20 protein-coding genes are annotated in these 18551 nt (G+C 45.5%); 9 read left to right on the top strand and 11 right to left on the bottom strand.

Annotated features, from left to right (window positions below):
• Positions 1-33 precede the first annotated feature (33 nt).
• A complete protein-coding gene (locus tag IEY13_RS18620; protein WP_188954907.1) occupies positions 34-1062 on the top strand; it encodes a tetratricopeptide repeat protein in 1029 nt (342 codons plus the stop codon).
• A gap of 76 nt (positions 1063-1138) precedes the next feature.
• Here IEY13_RS18620 and IEY13_RS18625 read toward each other — a convergent pair whose 3' ends face one another.
• The gene (locus IEY13_RS18625; RefSeq protein WP_188954909.1) at positions 1139-2266 is read right to left on the bottom strand and encodes an aldo/keto reductase; all 1128 of its coding nucleotides are present in this window, start codon (positions 2264-2266) and stop codon (positions 1139-1141) included.
• A 106-nt stretch (positions 2267-2372) separates the two neighbouring features.
• On the opposite strand from IEY13_RS18625, the gene IEY13_RS18630 reads away from it, so the two are divergent.
• Positions 2373-2792 carry a putative quinol monooxygenase gene (locus IEY13_RS18630; RefSeq protein ID WP_229687913.1) on the top strand — a complete coding sequence of 140 codons (420 nt, stop codon included), beginning with the start codon at positions 2373-2375 and terminating at the stop codon, positions 2790-2792.
• 61 nt (positions 2793-2853) lie between these two features.
• On the opposite strand, the gene IEY13_RS18635 is transcribed toward IEY13_RS18630, so the two are convergent.
• From IEY13_RS18635 to IEY13_RS18665, 7 genes are all read right to left on the bottom strand, one after another.
• Positions 2854-3015, bottom strand: coding sequence for a hypothetical protein (locus IEY13_RS18635; protein WP_188955059.1), 162 nt, complete (start codon positions 3013-3015; stop codon positions 2854-2856).
• Between the two features lie 10 nt (positions 3016-3025).
• A complete protein-coding gene (locus tag IEY13_RS18640) occupies positions 3026-3484 on the bottom strand; it encodes a DUF6934 family protein (RefSeq protein WP_188954911.1) in 459 nt (152 codons plus the stop codon).
• Between the two features lie 140 nt (positions 3485-3624).
• Entirely contained in the window at positions 3625-3822 is a 198-nt protein-coding gene (locus tag IEY13_RS18645) for a hypothetical protein (protein ID WP_188955061.1), read from the bottom strand.
• The gene (locus IEY13_RS18650) at positions 3809-4054 is read right to left on the bottom strand and encodes a hypothetical protein (RefSeq protein WP_188954914.1); all 246 of its coding nucleotides are present in this window, start codon (positions 4052-4054) and stop codon (positions 3809-3811) included. Before IEY13_RS18650 ends, IEY13_RS18645 begins: the two co-directional genes overlap by 14 nt.
• A 6-nt stretch (positions 4055-4060) precedes the next feature.
• Positions 4061-4462: a DUF5675 family protein gene (locus tag IEY13_RS18655; protein ID WP_188954915.1), complete on the bottom strand. Its 402-nt coding sequence runs from the start codon at positions 4460-4462 to the stop codon at positions 4061-4063.
• Positions 4463-4465: 3 nt separating this feature from the next.
• Complete coding sequence (locus IEY13_RS18660) at positions 4466-5089, bottom strand: hypothetical protein (protein ID WP_188954917.1); 624 nt, start codon at positions 5087-5089, stop codon at positions 4466-4468.
• A 908-nt stretch (positions 5090-5997) separates the two neighbouring features.
• The gene (locus IEY13_RS18665) at positions 5998-7041 is read right to left on the bottom strand and encodes a hypothetical protein (protein ID WP_188954919.1); all 1044 of its coding nucleotides are present in this window, start codon (positions 7039-7041) and stop codon (positions 5998-6000) included.
• Positions 7042-7592: 551 nt separating this feature from the next.
• Here IEY13_RS18665 and IEY13_RS18670 point away from each other — a divergent pair.
• The 7 genes from IEY13_RS18670 to IEY13_RS18700 all read left to right on the top strand — a co-directional run bounded on the left by IEY13_RS18670 (position 7593) and on the right by IEY13_RS18700 (position 13943).
• On the top strand, positions 7593-8729 hold the full coding sequence (locus IEY13_RS18670) for a glycosyltransferase family 1 protein (RefSeq protein ID WP_188954921.1): 1137 nt from the start codon (positions 7593-7595) through the stop codon (positions 8727-8729).
• On the top strand, positions 8722-9852 hold the full coding sequence (locus IEY13_RS18675) for an amine oxidase (protein ID WP_188954923.1): 1131 nt from the start codon (positions 8722-8724) through the stop codon (positions 9850-9852). Before IEY13_RS18670 ends, IEY13_RS18675 begins: the two co-directional genes overlap by 8 nt.
• A gap of 232 nt (positions 9853-10084) precedes the next feature.
• The gene (locus tag IEY13_RS18680) at positions 10085-10645 is read left to right on the top strand and encodes a helix-turn-helix domain-containing protein (protein ID WP_188954925.1); all 561 of its coding nucleotides are present in this window, start codon (positions 10085-10087) and stop codon (positions 10643-10645) included.
• Positions 10646-10674: 29 nt separating this feature from the next.
• Positions 10675-11028 carry a cupin domain-containing protein gene (locus IEY13_RS18685; protein ID WP_188954927.1) on the top strand — a complete coding sequence of 118 codons (354 nt, stop codon included), beginning with the start codon at positions 10675-10677 and terminating at the stop codon, positions 11026-11028.
• Positions 11018-12247, top strand: a complete 1230-nt coding sequence (locus tag IEY13_RS18690) for a BamA/TamA family outer membrane protein (protein WP_188954928.1) — start codon at positions 11018-11020, stop codon at positions 12245-12247. The genes IEY13_RS18685 and IEY13_RS18690 overlap by 11 nt, the downstream gene beginning before the upstream one ends.
• Before the next feature lie 15 nt (positions 12248-12262).
• A complete protein-coding gene (locus IEY13_RS18695; RefSeq protein ID WP_188954930.1) occupies positions 12263-13156 on the top strand; it encodes a bestrophin family protein in 894 nt (297 codons plus the stop codon).
• 208 nt (positions 13157-13364) lie between these two features.
• Positions 13365-13943, top strand: a complete 579-nt coding sequence (locus tag IEY13_RS18700; RefSeq protein ID WP_188954932.1) for a YciE/YciF ferroxidase family protein — start codon at positions 13365-13367, stop codon at positions 13941-13943.
• A 236-nt stretch (positions 13944-14179) separates the two neighbouring features.
• On the opposite strand, the gene IEY13_RS18705 is transcribed toward IEY13_RS18700, so the two are convergent.
• The 3 genes from IEY13_RS18705 to IEY13_RS18715 are packed head-to-tail and all read right to left on the bottom strand — an operon-like array spanning position 14180 to position 18549.
• Positions 14180-14758, bottom strand: coding sequence for a hypothetical protein (locus IEY13_RS18705; protein ID WP_188954934.1), 579 nt, complete (start codon positions 14756-14758; stop codon positions 14180-14182).
• 42 nt (positions 14759-14800) lie between these two features.
• On the bottom strand, positions 14801-17527 hold the full coding sequence (locus IEY13_RS18710) for a TonB-dependent receptor (protein WP_188954936.1): 2727 nt from the start codon (positions 17525-17527) through the stop codon (positions 14801-14803).
• Between the two features lie 53 nt (positions 17528-17580).
• Positions 17581-18549, bottom strand: coding sequence for a FecR family protein (locus tag IEY13_RS18715; protein ID WP_188954938.1), 969 nt, complete (start codon positions 18547-18549; stop codon positions 17581-17583).
• Between the last annotated feature and the right edge of the window lie 2 nt (positions 18550-18551).

The following is an 18551-nucleotide window of genomic DNA, read 5'->3' on the forward strand; positions in this document are numbered from 1 at the left end:
GCTTCATATTTGGCAGTTTTAAGCATAAGAATTATGAAGCAGGTACTACTGTCCGTTTTTACAATACTCTGTATCCAGACCTTTTCACAGGATCAGCTGAAGGCAAAAATAGAATACCAGGAAGCTGAAGCAGCCTATAGTGAGGAGCGTTATGAAGAAGCGATTCAAAAACTGGCTACCGCTGAAACACTGCTGGGTAAATGGGCACCGAATATCAGCTACCTTACCATTACATCGCTGGATAAACTATGTGATTATGAAAACCCGAAGGATAAACATCTGCCGCATCTGACTAAGGAAGTAGATGCGTACATGAAGTTTAGCAATGCCAATGAGGATAACGTGGTGGAAGACAAGTTTAAAACCGTTTACAATATCCAGAAAATTATAAACAGGCTAAAGGAAACAGAAGCATTTAAAACAATGCCCGAGTACCTGGCAGGGTACAATGATACTAACTACACCGACTATACTACCAAAATAGCCTCCTATTTAAAAGCAGTTGAAAAAGGCAATTCTATGGCCATGGTACGATTAGGATTCCTGAATTATTTTGGTATGAAAGGTGTTAAAAACTATCCCGAGGCAATGAGCTGGTTTAAAAAAGCGGCAGCAAAGGAAAATGCAACGGCACTGGAATATCTGGGAAATATGTATAGTTATGGCTATGGGTCTTCGGAAGATTACGGCCAGGCTATACAATGGTATACGAAGGCAGTGAATGCAGGAAGTACAGAGGCATTAAATGCCATAGGAAGGTTATACAACTACGGTGGTATAAACCTTGAAAAAAATACAGCAGAAGCATTGGCGTGGTATACTAAAGCCGCCACCAAAGGCCATGGAGCATCCATGTATAACATCGGCCTTTTATATGAACGCGGTACGGGCGTGGCTAAAAGTAATGAAGAAGCATTTGCCTGGTTTAAAAAATCTGCCGACCATGGTTATTATTATGGTATGCAAAAAGTTTCCAAATGCTACGAGGAAGGTATTGGCGTTACTAAAAATTTAGATCTGGCCATTGAGTATATTCAAAAGGCTATTGACGCCAATAAATAAGCAGCTAAGCAATACAACAAGAGGCAGTATTTGGTTTCCTACTGCCTCTTGCCAATCAACCTATACAATAGCCGGGTTAACCTTTGGGTACCGGCGCATTGACTGCTATCAGTTTTTCCTTCTTTAATTCCTCCCAAAAAGCAGCCGGTATTTTTGCTGTAAAGGAAGCCGCATTTTCAGCTGCCTGCTGTGGAGTATGCGCACCGGGTATTACCGCAGAAACCACCTCCGGTGCCGCACAAAACTGTAAAGCCGCCGTTCTCAGGTCAACATTGTGATTAGACGCAACACGCTGTAACGCCGCCAGTTTTTCTTTAACGCCTTGCGGAAACTTACCGCTGTAGAGGTACCGGTCTTTACCCGATAAAAAGCCTGCATCCAGCGGTGAGCCTACTACAATGCTTATGTTGCGCTCAGCCACTTTAGGGAATACTTTATTCAGGTCATCTTCATGCTTGGTTAGGGAATACTGGCAGGCAGAAAGAAAAATATCCGGATCAGCTACTTCTATGGTTTTCAAAATAGGCTCAATGGTATTCACCCCCAGGCCCCAGCCTTTAATCAATCCCTCTTCCCGCATCTTTGTCAGTTCGGGCATTGCACCTTTTGCTGCTATAGCAAAGTAATCCAGCCACTTCTCCTTCATATCCTGGTTGTCAGGGCTCAGATCGTGAATAAACACAATATCAATAGAAGAAAGCCCCAACCGTTGCAGACTCTCTTCCACACTACGGCGCACGCCCGCAGCAGTATAATCATATTTATACCCAAAATTCAGTTTACCCTTCCACAACCCACGCTCCAGTGTAAAGTTTTCATGTGGGGTAAGTATACGCCCTACTTTGGTGGAAAGCGTAAATTCTTCCCGCAGTTTATCTTTTAAAAACAGCCCCATCCTGCGCTCACTAATACCCAGGCCGTACCAGGGCGAGGTATCGTAATACCGCACACCAGCATTCCATGCAGCCTCTACTGCCTGTAGGCATTCCACATCCGGATTGGCCTGAAAACCATTGCCCAGTGCAACACCTCCAAAGCCGGAAAGCGTTTGGGGGCGGTAGCGTTTACCGGAGGCTACAGGGGCGGTCTGCTTCCGCTCTTCACTCCTGCCTGTGCCCGCACCCAGGGCAGGCGAGATAGCTGAACTGAACATTATTCCTGCCGAAGCCATAGCGGCCTTTTCCAAAAATCTTCTTCTTTCCATAGAATTGTGGTTAACAAGTATTCAATGCCCGCAAATGCCGGACCATTATAAGCTGATGTATGCTACCTTTAAACCACTTTCTTTACTACCTCTTTAAAATATTGTAATGACCAGCTATACATCCATATCAATTGTAACCACCCTTCTTCTTTCATTTATAGTATTAACCGCCGGCGCGCAGAAAAAGCAGGCCGGGGAAGATATGATGGTAAGCATTGCAGAAATTGAAGTGTATCCGGAACATCTGAAACAGTACAAGGAGATTCTGAAAGAAGAAGCTTCCGCTTCTATAGCAAAAGAACCCGGCGTAATTGCTATCTTTCCCATGTTTGAGCAGCAGGATTCTGCAAGAATAAGGATAGTGGAAATTTACGCCGGTAAGCAGGCTTATCAGGCCCATTTAAAAACCCCTCACTTTCTGGTTTATAAAACTTCTACGCAGAAGATGGTGAAGCAACTGAGGCTGGTGGATATGGAGGCGCTGGATAAACAAAGCATGTTGCAGATATTCAGGAAGATGAAGTGAGTACCACTAATAAAAAACCACCCTTTTGAGGTGGATTTTAATATTCCTTATTTAGAATGGTCTACTTAGGAAGCGGCTTCATGTTCAATAAAACCTTCTTAGCTTCTGCAAGCTTTTCCGGAAATATCGTTTTGCCTGAATACTTATCCAGAGAGGGGTCAATGGTTAAATTGATGCCCAGCGTCTTTGCATACTCAATCAGTTCTTTATCTTTCTCCTTCATAATTACAAAATTAAACATTTTTTCTGCGGATTAAAAAACCAAAATAATCAATCCCTTTCCGGAAAGGAATATGAACAAAACCCTCCATATCCTTTACCAACCCAAGTATCTCGAAATCAGCAGATAACTCATCCAGATTGACAGCTATAGCCATCCTGTACAATCTTGTTCTATGAGCAGTACTGCCAGAAAAATAAATCCAGGCATGAGGGTATTCTTTACAAAAAAGAGATACCGAATATACTACCGTTGCCAGAATTTTATTTCTATCCTGATTGTCATTTACAGATAAATCATCAATACTACCATCTGGCTTCAAATTCCCAAATGCCAGGTTATACACCCCCACCTCCTCAATAAAATCAAAATGGATAATCTTCTGTATAGCCCCTTTGGGGCCATAACTTATAAAACCATACTCCAACCTATCGGAAGAAACCTTTACATCATCATACTTTTCATATTTCATATGTTTAAATGATTGTGCTTTTCATGGAAAGCTGGCGAAGATATTTTCCAGCATGATAAATACTCTGTTCATTTTATTCAGAGCTACACTGCCAGTCAATAAACAAAAAGCCGCCTCACTCCTGAGACGGCTTACTCCTTCTACTTCCCTCCTTTTTTAAAGTACAGCACTATTGTTTTCAGTAACAACGGCACTCCAAAGCTTACCAACGCCCCCACTGCTGCCAGTACAATGGTTTTTACAATTTCGGCACCTGGTATGGTTACAGTAAGCGTGCATAATAAACCGCCTGCCATACCTGCTTTGGAATGTTCATCCCAATAGTTACTGCTGTTCATTGGCAACCAGTTGCTGCAGGGTGTTGTCTTTTACTGCTGTCTGGCCAACAGTAGTAGCTACCCCACCGGCTACCACCAGGTAACCTGCAATTTTTGCCACAAGGGCTGGTACGGGCGCAGCCATCAACGCGCCGCCTGCTGCTGCCAGCATGGCACCGGCCAGCTGTAGTTTTATGAAGAAAGGGGGCGTAGGCAACACCAGCCTTTGCTTAATGGTTAATGACTGAGACATACATGCTCATTTTTTTGATTGAATAATAAGTGTAACCTTTTCTCCTTTATCAATAGCCGCGCTAACCAGCTTCAACAACGGGCGAAACGCTGCCCGTGATTCATCGCCACATCCTTCACCGGTGAGGGTGGTTACCGGTGCAATGCACCCCTGTAGTTCCCGCAGGGCATTATTGGCCGGATGAATAAGGATATACGTACGATCTTTTACCCCCTGCACCAGTAAGTGGTGCTTAAAGTCTACGCTGAAGCGCTTTGCCAGAAAATAGGTTTCTTCCGGTATACAGGAAGCCTGGCGCTTATTGTTATTCCACGGCAGTTCTATTGTATAACAGAAAACTTTACCGTTTACTTCCAACACGCCGTTGGTTCCTTTGGCATAGTAGGTTCTGGTGAGTGTAAGTATCATAGCTTAGCCTCCGAATAAGGTGAACACTATATCACTTTGCTGGCCAAACTCTTCCTCGCCATCCCAACAAACCGCCATGTACTCCCGGGTTTCAGCAATAGCATTGTCTGCCAGTGGGCGCCTGTCTTTAAAAGGCGATACGCGTGGCCTGCCCAGCAGCTCCCACCCAAGACTTCCTTTGAGGCGCGAATACAAACAGATACCCAACTGCTGTTGCTTGCTGAAAGTAATGGATACATAACCCGGAAAGGTTTCTGCACGCATGGTGGGTTTAACATAATTGGTATCAATGCTACTGCTGGAACCAATAATGTTCAGATCTCTTCCTATACTCTCTGTATAGGCGGGATTGCGCTTAATAATACCGGCTATTTTGGAAAGCTCAGCCAGCTCATTGGTTATTAGCATGTTTTTGGCGGCAACGGCCTCCTGGTATTCCTGCTGTTTTACGGTAACCTTATTGGTTTTGTCGATGGTACCCTGGCACAGTGTTTCTATCAAAGTAACCAACTCTGCCGGCAGACTCAGTGCCGTGGCATACGTAACAACCTTTTCTTTTAAATTAAAGCACCATCTGCCACGATCTGCATCGCCACGTGGAATAAAATGATTATATCTTCTGGTCATTTTGTTTCATTTAGAATGTGTTGTAATAAAAATTCCGGTTCCGGCAGTTGCTTACAAGGCCTTTGTATAGTTGTGCCGCGCAGCCCGGGTGTACTGAACCAACCTTTGTAGCGCACACACAATGGGTTGCGCTTGTTGTACCGCGCAGCCCGGGTGGACTGTACCAACCCTTGTAGCGTACGCACACAGGGTTGCGCTTGTTGTGCCGCGCAGCCCGGGTGGACTGTACCAACCCTTGTAGCGTACACACGCAGGGTTGCGCTTGTTGTGCCGCGCAGCCCGGGTGGACTATACCAACCCCTGTAGCGTACACACGCAGGGTTGCGCTTGTTGTGCCGCGCTGCCCGGGTGGACTGTACCAACCCTTGTAGCGTACACACGCAGGGTTGCGCTTGTTGTGCCGCGCTGCCCGGGTGGACTGTACCAACCCTTGTAGCGTACACACACAGGGTTGCGCTTGTTGTGCCGCGCAGCCCGGGTGGACTATACCAACCCCATGTACGCAACACGCACGCCTGATGCACAGCTGTAAAAATGCCTTGTAAGTGATAACATGCCTGACAGTTGGGCGGTGGCAAGCCGTTGTTTACTATTCCCGTTTTCTGCGCAGTACCCGGTAAAACAGGAGTAAGTAAACCGCGGCCGAACGGCCGTTCTGCACCGTTGCCCGATTGCACTGTAAAATGACGAAGAAATAATTACGTAAACAACGTGGATAAGCCCCGGATACGGCTGTAATACAGCACGGGCGTGGGAAGATTTTTTACATATTTATTTGCGCTATCTGTGCTAAAGAACCGCAGCAGACACATTGCATTGGTTTACAACACACTTATATATTCTTATTTCTGCCCCCTCATATCCTTCCATATCCTTTTTTACGCGCAAATGCCTACTGGAAAAGGATTTCAGCTGCGCTTACCGGGCAGTTTTCCTCCCGCAAGGGTGTACCAACTGGGCAGATACTTCATTAACAACCGCTCATGCGCCTTATCCTGATACTTTCTGCCTGCCTTCATCAGGTATTCGGCATTCATATTACTACCGTTGGGAAATTCAGCATGCTCCGCCAAATGCTCAAACCAACCCCTTAAAGGCCCTTTGGCTATACCAGAATCGTGTATCATGTGTATAGCAGCGCTGATAACCGAAGGTTCATCTGTAAACTGCAGCCTGAAATTAGCTTTTGCACGTTTGGATGCTGTAGCAGCCGCATGGCTGCCATTGTTTTCCGGTAACATAGCCTGCTGATTTCTACGCCGCCACTCCGGCGCAACCCATTTCATCATACTTTCTGCTACCGCAGGCCGCCCCCGCCATCTGGGGGGCTTTTCTGCCAACATATGACGAAACAGTTTTTCGGCCAATTGCTCCAGAAACATCAGTTTATCTGCAACACTTTGCTGCTTTTTTAGCTGCTGTTGCTGGCTGGAGTAATAATACTCAATAAACTCTTCCGCGTTAAAATTCACTTCCAGCATCAGGTTATTGAGGCTATCTTCCGACAAAGGGCCGCTATTACCCCATTCTTCCAGCGCAGCCAGCAGCTTTTCCATATAAATCATATCATATATAGTAATGCTACGCGTATCTGCCAGTTCTACAAACCGGCTTACCGGCTCCACTATTATAAGGGCCAACGCCTGGCTTACATCCGACTTGTACAGATTTCTTTTAAACGTACTCAGTTTCTCTTTTAACATAGGCCGTACATGATGCAGATACTCATCCGGAATACGGCATTCCTCTGTGCAAAGGTTGGTCCAGCAAAGTTCTACCTCATCCATAGCTTCACGTACCAACCCGCCACAGGTACAATAAAAGTCTACACAATCCTGTGCTGTATCTGGCTGCTGCCGGTAGGCATACAGTTGGTTTAACATAACACAAAGCGCATTCCGCGCCTGGTTTACGGTGTCTTTAAAACGTTCTACCGTTTGTTCCTGTTCCATTTCCCGTAAAAAAGTAGAGCAATAGGCAGTGGCCGAATGAAAATATCCCGTTAGGCAGCAGGATAAATGAGGCCCGATAAAGGCTGGTTTTAGCTTAGTAAAAACAACATTGTGCAGCTGCGTAATAGCAGATTTTGTGCTAATAAATACGCAGCAAGGATCATTTTGCATAGGGGTGTCCTGTTTAATGGATTGAAATAAAATTCAGGACATTGGATATACTACAGCCAAAATAATACACGGGAATAAAGAAGTGAAAATTGTTTTGTTAAAAAAAGCATAAACAAGCATGATAGGGCAACCGGTAATAAATAGGGCATTACCCGTTAAAGGAAGGCAGCCCGGCCGTTTACTGCCCTATTTACTACCCACAAGCCAGTTTTACCGTAAGCAATGCTGTTGCAACATGGTGGCATGATTATTTGACAATAAAAATAAATTATTGTTATGCCTTACACACGCCACCTCTGCCTCTTAACCTTTTGCCAGTAAAATGTCCGCAGAAATGTGGACATTTTCATTATACGTCACCTATCAAATTTTTTTTATCAATGGACATTCTCTGCTTCTCCCATTTAAGATGGGATTTTGTTTACCAGCGCCCACAACACCTGATGTCTCGGTTTGCCGATACTACGCGGGTATTTTACATCGAAGAACCGGTATATCACGCATATGCCGATACACTCAGGATAACGATGCGCGAAAAAGTATATGTAATTACGCCGCATTTGCTGCATAGCAGCGACCCGGAAAACGTAATAAACGCCCGGCAATTACCATTGTTACAGGAGCTGCTACTACAGCACACCGTGGTAGATTATCTGTGCTGGTTTTATACACCTATGGCATTGCCACTGACCACTTTGTTACAGCCCGCTCTGGTGGTGTATGATTGTATGGATGAATTAAGTGCGTTTAAATTTGCCCCGCCCGCACTGAAACAACTGGAACAACAGCTGATGCGCAGGGCAGATATTGTATTTACCGGCGGATACAGTTTGTATGAAGCTAAAAAAGCCCGGCACCTGAACATTCACCCCTTTCCCAGCAGTATTGATAAACTGCATTTTAAAAAGGCACGTACCGCTGACACAGAGCCTGCAGACCAGGCAAGCATTCCACACCCGCGGCTGGGATTTTACGGGGTACTGGATGAGCGGTTTGATAAAGAACTGGTGAATGCCATTGCAATTGCCAGGCCCGAATGGCAACTGGTGATAATAGGCCCTGTAGTAAAAATAGACACTGATAGTTTACCCAGGCAGAAAAATATACATTACCTGGGTGCAAAGCCTTACAGTGAATTACCCGCTTATTTAAGCGGATGGGATGTAGCCATGATTGTATTTGCCTTAAACGAATCTACCCGGTTTATAAGCCCTACCAAAACGCCGGAGTACCTGGCAGCAGGCAAACCGGTTATTTCAACCGCTATACAGGATGTAATTAACCCCTATGAAAAGCTGGGCCTGGTAGACATAGCCCATACACCGGAAGAATTTGTTATCCTGGCAGCCGCGCGCCTTTCAGCAAAAGACCAACACAGCCGGCTGCTAAAGACAGACGCCTTTCTGGCAGATACTTCCTGGGATATTACCGTAAGCGACATGCAATTGCACATTAAAAAAGCGATGTACAAAAAAATTCCTTTTATACAGCAACCCGTTAAAGACGTATATGCATAATCCCTTTCAATCGTTCTGGATGGCCGGCTTTGAATGTACAGATCAGTTAAATGCGTTTGGCAACCGGGTTGACTTTTTACACATAACCGGACATCTGGAAAAACTGGATGAGGATTATCAGAACCTGAAGCAGTTTGAGATACGCACAATAAGAGAGGGCATCCGGTGGAGCCAGGTAGAAACACACCCCTATCAATATAACTTTGCATCGGTAAGGAATATGGTGGAATCTGCCGCAGCCCATAACATTCAGGTGATATGGGACTTGTGTCATTTTGGATATCCTGACGACCTTACGCCCTTACACCCGCATTTTACCGCACGGTTCTGTGCCCTTTGCCAGGCTTTTGTTGCGTTTTACAGATTGATACAACCTACAGGAACACTTATTGTAACGCCCATAAATGAAGTAGGCTTTATCTCCTGGCTGGGAGGTGACGTAGCAGGCACCAGCCCGTATTGCAGGCACAATGGATGGGAGGTAAAATACGAATTAATGAGGGCTTATATTCAGGGCGTGGAAACACTCCGGCAATGTGATCCCAATATCCGTATACTTACCACGGAACCATTGATCAATATTGTTCCGCCGCCCGATGCTACAGACGAACAGCAGCAAAGGGCTCAGTTACAACATGAAGCACAGTTTCAGGTAACAGATATATTATGCGGCCGTATGTGCCCGGAACTGGGTGGCCGGAGCGACTATCTGGACATGCTGGGATTGAATTTTTATTATAACAACCAGTGGGTCAGCGATTCGTTTGAACCCATCTCCTGGTTAAACCGGGATACAGACAACAGATGGTTGCCTCTAAGCAGCCTGCTGACGGCGGCTTATGCCCGGTATCAACGCCCTTTGGTACTCAGCGAAACCAGTCATCCTGAAGAGGATCGCCCCCAATGGATAACCTTTATTGCCACAGAATGTAACAAAATACTACAACATGAAATTCCACTCTGGGGCATTTGCTGGTACCCTGCCATCGACCGTCCTGACTGGGATCATTTAACACCCTGGCACCGGTCTGGACTCTGGGATATTCCGGACCCTGCAACCCAAAACCGCGTATTGCATACGCCCTCAGCAACCGCATTGGCAAATGCACAGCGTTGGTTATAAAAAAGATAAGGCCTTTGACCAGCAAAGACCTTATCAGGCTTTCAAACCCCCTCAGGCGTGAAAACAACGTACTATCTATGAAAGAGCACATACAAAACTAACCATTACCACAGCCCAGGCGTTACATCCTTCCTGTAATAAGTTGTAACATTCATTGTTTCTGCTTTATGGCACCATTTTACTTCAATACTGAATGAAATAACTTATCTTACAAAGAGCCCTTCTGTGCAAAATGAAACTAGTGATCAAAAACATGGTGAGTGTCAGATGCAAGCTGATTGTGAAATCTGAGTTGGAACATCTCAACATTCATTTTACTATTTTGGAACTGGGAGAGGTAGAAGTAGAAGACGAGTTATCTGCACAACAACGCGATGCGCTGGCAGCTCGCTTATTAAAATCGGGGCTTGAACTACTGGAAGACCGGAAAAGCATTCTCATTGAAAAAATCAAGAATATTGTTATTGAAATGATTCATTACAGCGAGGACCCTCCTGTACAAAATTTCTCCGTTTTTCTGAGTAAAAAACTCCACTACGATTACAACTACCTCTCCACCCTGTTTTCAGAAGTAAAAGGCACCACCATTGGCAACTTTATTATTGCCCATAAAATAGAAAGGGCAAAGGAATTGCTGGTATACAATGAACTGAGCCTTACACAAATTGCAGAAAAACTTCATTACAGCAGTGTATCGCATTTGTCTAACCAGTTTAAAAAAGTAACCGGCTTAACACCGTCTTTTTTTAAACAAATGAAAAACAAACGCCTTATTGCGCTGGAAGACCTGTAATTAACTATATAAAACACCACCCCAATACTATGAGTACTCAAGCAGACAATCAGGAACTGGAAAAAGAGGTTCCACACATTATTGTGGAAATTATTGAATATGTGCCCAATTCAGTTGTAACAAAAACCATTATTAAAAAAACAACCGGTAACGTTACAGCTACCTCCGTGGATACGGGCGAGGAAATGTCTGTAAAAACCATCCCTTTCGACACCTTTATTCAGATTATAGACGGCACGGCCCAGATAGTAATTAATGACAAAAGGTACAATCTCAGACTGGGTGAAGGCATTGTAATTCCCGCGCACCAGCCACACAGCTTCAATGCCGCAGAGCAGTTTAAAATGATTTCTACCATTATTAAAAGCGGTTATGAATACTAGTTACCAATACCTGCTGCTGGCATGTTGCCTGTGCCCCTGCACGTTAGCTGCACAAAGCACGTCTAACATGATGCCACAGAATAAGCAGAATAAAGACACCGCCCGGCAAACCGATCTGATAGATGTGGCCAAAAAGCTGTTTCATATCAGCCCGCAAAAACCCAGAAATCAGGAAGGCAAAAGAATTTATTTTTCTATACTGCCTTTTGGCGGCACCTTGCCCGGTGGTACCGGCCGTGCCTTAATTACCAGCACCACGGCAGGTATATACCTGGGGCCCCGCCGTACTACCTATATATCCACTGCCTCATTTGCACCTTACTGGAACTTTAAAGGACGTTTTGGCCTGCCCTTACGTACCAGTATATGGCTACCGGATAATACCTGGACTATACAGGGCGATACCCGTTTTATGGTATACCCGCAATACACCTGGGGCCTGGGCAATATAAAAGGGGATTATGAGAACCGGGTATTGGTGAACTATAAATACATCCGCTTTTACCAGAGTGCACTTAAGCGTATTAAACCCTACCTGTTTGCGGGTTTGGGATACCATCTGGACTACCGGTTTAATATCGCAAGCGATAACCCCGTTATAGACTTAACAGCGTTTACAAAGTATAATTACGGGTTAAACAGGCGGTCATTTTCGTCCGGCATAAGCGGTAACCTGCTGTACGACACACGTAATAATGCCATTAACCCCTTACCCGGCGCTTATGCCAACCTGGTGTACCGCATTAACCCCACTTTTCTGGGCAGCAATAACAACTGGCAATCGGTGTACCTGGATCTGCGAAAATATGTATCGTTAAACAAAGCCAGGCCCCGCCAGCAAAACATGATCGCCTTCTGGAGCTACCTATGGACAGCCTTTGGCAACACCCCTTACCTGGATTTGCCCAGTACCGGGTGGGACCCTTATAACCGCTCTGCCCGTGGTATAGATCAAAACCGGTACCGCGGCAAATCGTTGCTGTACCTTGAAAGTGAATACCGCCGGGATATTACAAACAACGGCCTGTTTGGCTTTGTGGTGTTTGCCAACGCCAATACGGTTAGCGGTGCTGGAAAATTCGGGGCAGCCTGGCACCCGGCGGCAGGTGCAGGCCTTAGGGTTAAGTTTAACAAAGGCTCCAATACCAATATTGGAATTGATTACGGATTTAGTAAAGGGTACAGCAATATTATGCTAAACCTGGGAGAGGCATTTTAACTGCCATACAACATTATGATACTGGAACACAGAATACCTGCAAAATACTTACTGGATATTATTAAATACGAGTTGATTATAGCATTACTGGCCGGAATGGGCACCCGTTTACTGGCGGGTATTTTTACAGATGACGTACCGCTGATGCCACTGGCTATACCTGCCTTTCTGGGCACCTCCATTTCTGTACTGCTTTCTTTTAAAATGAACCAGAGTTACGACCGGTGGTGGGAAGCCCGGAAACTATGGGGCGCAATTGTAAACGACTCCAGAAGTCTGATACTACAACTGCAATCGTTTGTAAGTACCGATCAGGCCCCCGCTATCCAAAAAATGGCTTACCGCCAGATAGCCTGGTGTTATGCACTGGGCAAATCATTACGCGGGCAGGCTGCACTGGATAACACAAACCACCTGCTTACTCCTACCGAGCAAAAAGCCATTGCCCAACACTCCCATCATCCGCTGGCAATTATGCAGCTGAATGCCCGTGCCCTGCAAAGCCTGCGCTCGCATAAAGCTATTGATGCATTCGGGCATATTCATATTCAGGAAACATTAACACGCCTTACAGATTCTATGGGTGGTGTGGAAAGAATTAACCGTACTATCTTTCCTTCTACCTACCGGCTGGTATTGCATTTTATTATTTACCTGTTTATTATCACACTGGCTATTTCTCTGAAAAACGTCAGCAATCTATTGGTAGTACCACTGCTGCTCCTTATTTCTGCCGGCTTCTTTTTTATTGAAAAAATTGCGTTTCATTTACAGGCCCCCTTCCGCAACCGGCCAAGCGATGTACCGGTTACCGATATTGCAGAAACCATAGAAAAAAACATACGGCAACTGCTGGGCGAAGCAGCAAAGCCGGAAGCGATTGTTAAAAAAAGTCATTATATATTGTAAACATTCTGCTTAGAACGGAATAGCGGAAAGGGGCACTATTTACCTCATTACAATACAACCCCGCCTGCCGCTGCCCCCTTTGGTACCCAAAGCAAAACATACTGATATTGTATGCACCCAACACCTCCACTAAATCAGCACGTTACTGCCCTGGCTATCATTCTGTTTGCTGGCACGGTTATTCGCTCATACTGTTAAATAATAAAATATGTCAAAAGCATCCAATACCCAAAAACGCCCGATTGCCGCCCATAACCAGGCACAGCCAAAAGAAATAGAACCGGCTTTACTGGAACTATTTAAAGATGAGATTAAAGATATTTACTGGGCCGAAAAACACCTGGTAAAAACATTGCCTAAAATGCAGAAAGCCGCTACCAGCGAGCAACTGGCTACCGCCATTGGTGAGCACCTGGAAGTAACCAAAACGCATGTAACGCGGCTGGAACAGGTATTTGGTTTGCTGGAAGAAAAACCAAGAGCCGTGAAATGTGAAGCGATGGAAGGCCTGGCACTGGAAGGCGCCTCTATTATTGAAAACACACAGAAAGGTTCCTCTACCCGCGATGCAGGTATTATACTGGCCTCGCAAAAAATAGAACACTACGAAATAGCTACTTACGGTGCACTGGCGCAGTTGGCAACTGTATTGAATCTGGGTGAAGCAGCCAGCCTTCTGGCACAAACACTGGCCGAGGAAAAACAAACAGACGAAAACCTGAGCGTTATAGCAGAATCTATCAATTACGAAGCCGCTTCCGAAACCAACGAAGATGAAGAAGAATAGCCTATAAAGCCGGTATTCCTATTCCTGCTATTGGGAAACCCGGCATGTTCCGCAAGATGTTCAAACCAGCCATTAGCGTGGATGAATTATAATGTCCGGAGCCATTCAAAGGCTCCGGACATTATAGGCTTTGACAAGGTATCTCCTCCCTTTGTACAGGATGACAGTAGTGCTATTAACAGTGGCAATACATACCACTTACCTGCTATTATTCGCATAATAATTTGTTTTAAACATTAGAAATGATAAGAAAGCGTAAAACTAAACGTGCGGCCCACATAGCGGGTAAAGCTATTCCTGTCTCCAACCGGGCGACCATCTTTTCCGGCATACCCCGCTTCGTACTTTTCGCTGAAGCCTTCTTTATACTGATACCTGTCGCTAAACTCAGGCGCTTCCACACCAGGAGGTATTACTTTCTGATCCATGGTAGACTGATCGTTGATAAAAAAGCGGAAGGGTGCATCTGTAAGATTACTCATATTCAGTTTCGCTTCCAGTTTGCCATTCAGCAATTTGTAAGTAATCTGTGCATCCAGCTGCGAACGGGGCCGTTCGTACTCCACAAAGTTAGGATCATCACCCGTGGTAAATGTTTTGTAACCCGAATGGTTATAATTAATGCTTACCCCCAACCGTTTGCCGGTATACATGGCACCCAGGTTGTATAATACAGGCACCTGACCATACAGCGCGCGGGGATACTTAAGATAGGCGAAGTATACCGAATCTCTGCCATCCGGAAAGGTTTTGATATACTTTTGCCGGGCGCGTACTTCAGATTGCTGCAGCGTAAGGTTACCACTCAGGTACATCTCTTTTAAAATGCCGCTGCCTTCATGAAGAAACTCCAGGTTTTAACGTACCTCAAATTCCCATCCACGTACTTTAGCCCAGTCTGAATTGGTAATAAGCACATCATACTTTGCTGTGTTGGCGGGGTCATAAGCATAGTACTCAGCAGGCTTATCAAAGTACTTATAAAAATAAGCTACCGACATAATTTCACCGGCGCAGGGAAACCATTCCAGTTTGGCATCGTAGTTTTTAATATGGGTACTCACCACACCACGGCTTCTTAAAATAGTACCAAAACCAGGGTTACAACGGGCAAACCGCGCATTCTCCATTAAACCAGGCCTTACCACTGATTCCGAATAAGAAGCGCGGATATTAAAATCAGACAAAGGAGTATAGGTAATGTTTAAGGACGGTAGCCACCAGGTACGCACCGAATCATCCATATATAATTTGTAATTCCTGTCCTGTAGCAGACTGGCGCTGTTTCCCAGCGTATCGCTTCTGAAATATTCTGCCCGCACACCGCCCACTAACCGAAGGTTAGGCAACACTTTGCTATCGAACATTACAAAGGCACTACGGTTAATGCTTTTTCCTTCAAAATAATTGATGGAAACCGTACCGGGATTATAGAAAATATCCTTCATGGGATTTTCCATTGTCATATGGTTGCCCCATTCCTGAATAGGCATTTCACTATAAAATTTACTAAAGCCATCTACAGTAACAATAGGTAAAATTACCCAATCATACGAGGCATGTTTGGATACTATATTAAACCCTGTTTTAAAAACATGACTGGTTTTACCCAGCTTCAGATCGTAAGCCAGGCTTATATCAGCAGCCAGGTTGCGCTCTTTGTAACTGTATTGATCTCTGTGCACATCTCCAAAACCAGGTTCGGAAGCCTGTTGCGGACCGTATTGGAATACGGGCAGCAGATTGGCGTATGACTGAACGCCCAGACGGGAAGAAAAAGCATCCTGCTCCAATGTGTGCAGGTGTGTACGCGCAGCATCCCATTCCAGTTTAAAACGCCCCAGCTGATGTTCGCCGGCAATTTTATTCTGCACCAGATCGCTGAACTCAGGTCGGTCATCTTCTTCCATAATGGGTGTTACATCCGGGCCTTTGGGGTTTTCATGTGTCCAACCCTTAATACGGTTAAACCGGTCGTCGAAAATTCGGGTATACAGGTTATACGTGCTGATCTGGTGTTTGGCAGTTTTAAAACCACCATTCAGCATTACGCCCCAGGTAGTATTAAAGCCATAAATATTGCCCGTATTTACATCTTCCGGATCGTCTATTTTTGAAGGTTGCCGGCTCCAGTTGCCACGGCGCATATTGGCTATATAATCATTGCTCTGTGTATTACGGTAAGAAAGAGAACCCACAAACCCAAGTGTACGCACTTTCGTTTTGTTGAGCGAATAATAACGTCCTATGCTAAACTGGTAGTTTTGTGAAGGCATAGCCTTGTACGCGCGGGTACCTAAGCGTTCCGTACCGCCAATACGTTTGTTTTGTTCTGCTACCTGTGCGGCTGTGAACTGATTCTGGCTGGGATTGCTGCGGGGGTCGTAGTTTCCGGTAAGTGGCAACAGGTTATCCGGAAAATGATCCCGCTTTCCATCGTCAAAGCCCAGGTAATCATATTTACCACGCTGCTGGCCTAAAAAATCGTTGCCAACCGTACGGGTATTAAAAGACAAACCCGCACTGATAGTAGTGAAATTGGTGGTGGGTACTGATTTGGTATTGATTTGTACCAGACCGCCCGCAAAGCCCGGCATATCCGGCGTGGAGGACTTGGATACCACCACACTTTCTACCAGGTTGGAGGGTATAAGGTTGAATTCAAAATCACGCTCCTGTATATCGGTACTGGGTAGCGTACTGCCATTGAGCATAGCCACGTTATACCTTTCTGCAATACCACGTACCACTACCTTACGGTTATCGTTGGTACTTAAACCGGTAATACGTTTTAAGGTTTCTCCTATATGTTTGTCAGGCGTGGCGCTGATCTGTTCTGCAGAAATACCATCAGACAAACCGGCGGCATTCTTCTGACGCACAAACAGGGCCGCAATGCTTTCTTTGCGGGCAGAAGATTTTACCACAATGCCTGCCAGCTGCCCCTTTTCTCTTTTAAGGGTAATGGCCAGTGGTGTAAGGGCATTGTCTTTTACCTGTATACCGCTTACTTCTTTGCTGCCATAACCTACAAAGCTTACGGTAGCAGTGTAACTGCCCTGCGTTAAAGCCAGTACAAACTCACCTTCTGTATCTGATAGCACAATATTGCCGTTGATAGTAATAGTAGCACCCACTACAGGTAAGCCGTTTTCTTCATCCAGTATTTTACCGGTTATTTTACCGGGGTCTTTTTTAGGCGCAGCTATTACCGGTGTTGCTTTGCGAAACAATACCGTACCGCCGCTTACAGTGTATTCAATGCCTGCTTTTTTATTCAGCAGTTGCAAAGCATCATGCAGGGTAATGTTGTTAATGTTCACCCCCTTCACCACAATTTTGTCAAAGTCTTCCCGGATGTAATTAAAGGAGTAATCGCTCTGCTCATCCAATGCATCCAATACTTTAGAAAGTGTGGCAGGGGTGCCATCCACCTTCACTTTACGGGCCATGCCTGCCTGCTGCCCAAAGCCTGTTATTACAGAAAGCAGTACGCAACCCGCCAGCAACAGTTGCCGCACAGGAAAAAGGACACACCCGGAGGGGAACGGGTATGACCTGAAAAGCCTAATTTTGATCTTCATTTGTTTTAAAGGTTTTTACCGGAAGGGGTGTTTGCAGCACCCCTTTTTTATGTTTAGTAGATAGTGACGTGGTTGCCCTGGCGCTTGTATTGTTTGTGGCTGAGGTAACAGAGATTGGCGAGCGACTGCTCAAAGTTTTCGCGCATAAAAGACGCGGAGATGATCTTGTGAATGTCTTTTGTATTCTTCCACTGTAGTGTACAGCCGTTGCGTTGGCACAAGCGGGCAATGGCATCCTTAACCGGTATGTTGTTTACCACAAAACCACCGTTTGTCCAGCTGGCCATTCTATCGGTATCCGCAGCCGTTACTGCCAAAGGTTTACCGGCAGCCAATGTAGCCAGTTGTCCGGGTTTCAGCAGTGTGCGGCTGTCATCGGCCGGGTTATGCAAACGCACACTGCCATTCAGCAGTGCTACGCGGGTCATTTTTTCCGCTTCATAAGCTTCTATGTTAAAAGCAGTACCCAGCACCGTTATCTGCATATGGCGGGTATTTACTGTAAAGGGCTGCTGTGCGGTGGTGCGTACTTCAAAATAGCCTTCTCCGCTCAGGGTAACCCAGCGGGCATTCGTTTCATTATCCATCCAGCTTAAAGTAGCATGAGCATTTAGCCATACCACTGAGCTATCTGCCAGTACCACTCTTTTAACATGCGCTGTAGTATTAGCCACCGTATGCAATTTACCGGCAGGCACAGGTATTACCGGTGGGTGCAGCAGCCATTGATAACCTATACCCGCCAGCAACAGCAGGCAGGCCGCGGCCAGCCATGGAATAATATGTACCCGTTTGTGTATAACAGGAGGCGGTGCAGGTTGCTGCTGTTGCAGGCTGTTACGGAATATATGCAGAAATGCCTGCCTGTATTGCAATGTTTGCTGTGCAGACAGCTTCACCGGGTTATCTTCCTCCAGCGTAGTATACCATTGTTCCAGAATAGCCAGCTCTTCCGGCGTGCAGGTGCCGCTTTCAAACTTCTGTAATAAGGCCTGTGCCCTGGATGGATTGTCGTGTGCCATAT

It is taken from the genome of Filimonas zeae (genome assembly GCF_014641615.1).
Lineage (GTDB): Bacteria > Bacteroidota > Bacteroidia > Chitinophagales > Chitinophagaceae > Filimonas > Filimonas zeae.

Coding starts and splice junctions, on each gene's coding strand:
- IEY13_RS18640 (WP_188954911.1), bottom strand. CDS start 3,484: ATGAAATATGAAAAGTATGATGATGTAAAGGTTTCTTCCGATAGGTTG.
- IEY13_RS18680 (WP_188954925.1), top strand. CDS start 10,085: ATGAAACTAGTGATCAAAAACATGGTGAGTGTCAGATGCAAGCTGATT.
- IEY13_RS18635 (WP_188955059.1), bottom strand. CDS start 3,015: ATGAAGGAGAAAGATAAAGAACTGATTGAGTATGCAAAGACGCTGGGC.
- IEY13_RS18670 (WP_188954921.1), top strand. CDS start 7,593: ATGGACATTCTCTGCTTCTCCCATTTAAGATGGGATTTTGTTTACCAG.
- IEY13_RS18705 (WP_188954934.1), bottom strand. CDS start 14,758: ATGTACCTGAGTGGTAACCTTACGCTGCAGCAATCTGAAGTACGCGCC.
- IEY13_RS18715 (WP_188954938.1), bottom strand. CDS start 18,549: ATGGCACACGACAATCCATCCAGGGCACAGGCCTTATTACAGAAGTTT.
- IEY13_RS18690 (WP_188954928.1), top strand. CDS start 11,018: ATGAATACTAGTTACCAATACCTGCTGCTGGCATGTTGCCTGTGCCCC.
- IEY13_RS18620 (WP_188954907.1), top strand. CDS start 34: ATGAAGCAGGTACTACTGTCCGTTTTTACAATACTCTGTATCCAGACC.
- IEY13_RS18685 (WP_188954927.1), top strand. CDS start 10,675: ATGAGTACTCAAGCAGACAATCAGGAACTGGAAAAAGAGGTTCCACAC.
- IEY13_RS18700 (WP_188954932.1), top strand. CDS start 13,365: ATGTCAAAAGCATCCAATACCCAAAAACGCCCGATTGCCGCCCATAAC.
- IEY13_RS18710 (WP_188954936.1), bottom strand. CDS start 17,527: ATGAAGATCAAAATTAGGCTTTTCAGGTCATACCCGTTCCCCTCCGGG.
- IEY13_RS18665 (WP_188954919.1), bottom strand. CDS start 7,041: ATGGAACAGGAACAAACGGTAGAACGTTTTAAAGACACCGTAAACCAG.
- IEY13_RS18645 (WP_188955061.1), bottom strand. CDS start 3,822: ATGAACAGCAGTAACTATTGGGATGAACATTCCAAAGCAGGTATGGCA.
- IEY13_RS18655 (WP_188954915.1), bottom strand. CDS start 4,462: ATGATACTTACACTCACCAGAACCTACTATGCCAAAGGAACCAACGGC.
- IEY13_RS18660 (WP_188954917.1), bottom strand. CDS start 5,089: ATGACCAGAAGATATAATCATTTTATTCCACGTGGCGATGCAGATCGT.
- IEY13_RS18630 (WP_229687913.1), top strand. CDS start 2,373: ATGACCAGCTATACATCCATATCAATTGTAACCACCCTTCTTCTTTCA.
- IEY13_RS18675 (WP_188954923.1), top strand. CDS start 8,722: ATGCATAATCCCTTTCAATCGTTCTGGATGGCCGGCTTTGAATGTACA.
- IEY13_RS18695 (WP_188954930.1), top strand. CDS start 12,263: ATGATACTGGAACACAGAATACCTGCAAAATACTTACTGGATATTATT.
- IEY13_RS18625 (WP_188954909.1), bottom strand. CDS start 2,266: ATGGAAAGAAGAAGATTTTTGGAAAAGGCCGCTATGGCTTCGGCAGGA.
- IEY13_RS18650 (WP_188954914.1), bottom strand. CDS start 4,054: ATGTCTCAGTCATTAACCATTAAGCAAAGGCTGGTGTTGCCTACGCCC.